At 66.8% G+C, this 1,450-nt stretch carries 1 protein-coding gene; it reads left to right on the forward strand.

Translation table 11 applies throughout. The annotated features are described in order from the left end of the window. The coding region (locus CG471_RS29785) for a TonB-dependent siderophore receptor (protein ID WP_099234661.1) at positions 1-1,450 on the forward strand (1,450 nt) is incomplete at both ends.

A 1,450-nucleotide genomic window follows, 5' to 3' on the forward strand; every position in this document is an offset into this window, starting at 1 on the left:
GGCGCGGGCGCGGTCGCCGGCACGATCGAACTGGCCAGCGCCACCCGCGACCAGATGCCGCACTTCGGCGCCAGCGCCTTCTATGGCAGCAGGGATGCGACCGAGCTGTCCGCCAGCATCGCGCCGGATCTGGGCCAGGGCTATGTCTCGCTCTCGGGTCGCTGGGATCGGGGCGACGGTTTCCAGACCACGCCCAGGGACCAGCGCGTCGCCGCCACCGTGCCCGCCGCCTATGACAGCTGGTCGACCAATTTGCGCGCCGTCGCGCCGATCGACGCGACCTCGGAGATCCAGTTTCGCGGCACCTTGTTCCAGGACAACCGCACCCTGCGCTTTGCCGGCGCCGACAGCATGAGCCAGGGCCAGGACGCCAGCATCCGCTATATCAGCCGGGGGCGCTGGCAGGTCGATGCGCTCGCCTATCTCCAGGCGCGCAACTTTTCGAACATCGTCATCTCTTCCTCGACCTTCCGCAAGTCGCTCGACCAGCGCAACACCCCCTCGACCGGGATCGGCGGCAAGATCGAGCTGCGCCCGCCGGTGGGCGAGGATCATGTACTGCGCATCGGCGTGGATAGCCGCTTTGCCACCGGCGACATGTATGAGGATGCCTATAATGCGGGCATCGCCAGCAACCCGCTGACATCGCGCCGCCATGCCGGTGGCGACCAGATCACCAGCGGCATCTTTGCCGAGGATGACTGGACGATTGGCAATCTTGTCCTGACCGGCGGGGTGCGGGCCGATCGCTGGTCGATCCGCAACGGCTTCTACAAGGCGGTCAATGCGGCGGGCGCGGTGACGCAGGACAGCAGCTATGCCAATCGCTCCGACTGGGCATTTTCCGGCCGGGCCGGCGCGCTCTACCATATCAGCGATGCGGTGGCGTTGCGCGGCGCGGCCTATAGCGGCTTCCGCCTGCCGACGCTCAACGAGCTGTATCGCCCCTTCGTCGTCTTCCCGATCACCACCCAGGCCAATGCGGACCTGAAGCCCGAGAAGCTGAAAGGTGTGGAGGGGGGCATCGACCTGACCCCGGCATCGGGCGTGCAGCTTTCGGCCACGCTCTTCTACAACCGGCTCGATGATGCGATCGCCAATGTCACCATCGCCACCAACACCCGCCAGCGCCAGAATGTGAACGCGATCGTGGCCAAGGGCGTGGAACTGACCGCCAGCGCGCAACTGCCGGCCAATTTCTCGCTGCTCGCCTCCTATGCCTATAGCCACAGCAAGGTCGATGCGCCGGGCATGGCATTCGACGGCTTCGCGCCGGCGCAGGTGCCGCGCCACTCGGCCAGCGCGACCTTGGCCTGGGCACCGAAAGCCGGGCCGGAACTGTCGGCGACGCTGCGCTACACGGCCAAGCAATATGAGGATGATCTGCAGAGCGATGTGCTGCCCGATGCGCTGACGCTCGACGCCCTCGCCCGGCTGCCGATCGGCCATG

This window comes from Sphingobium sp. IP1, from assembly GCF_002708645.1.
GTDB classification, from domain to species: Bacteria; Pseudomonadota; Alphaproteobacteria; order Sphingomonadales; family Sphingomonadaceae; genus Sphingobium; species Sphingobium yanoikuyae.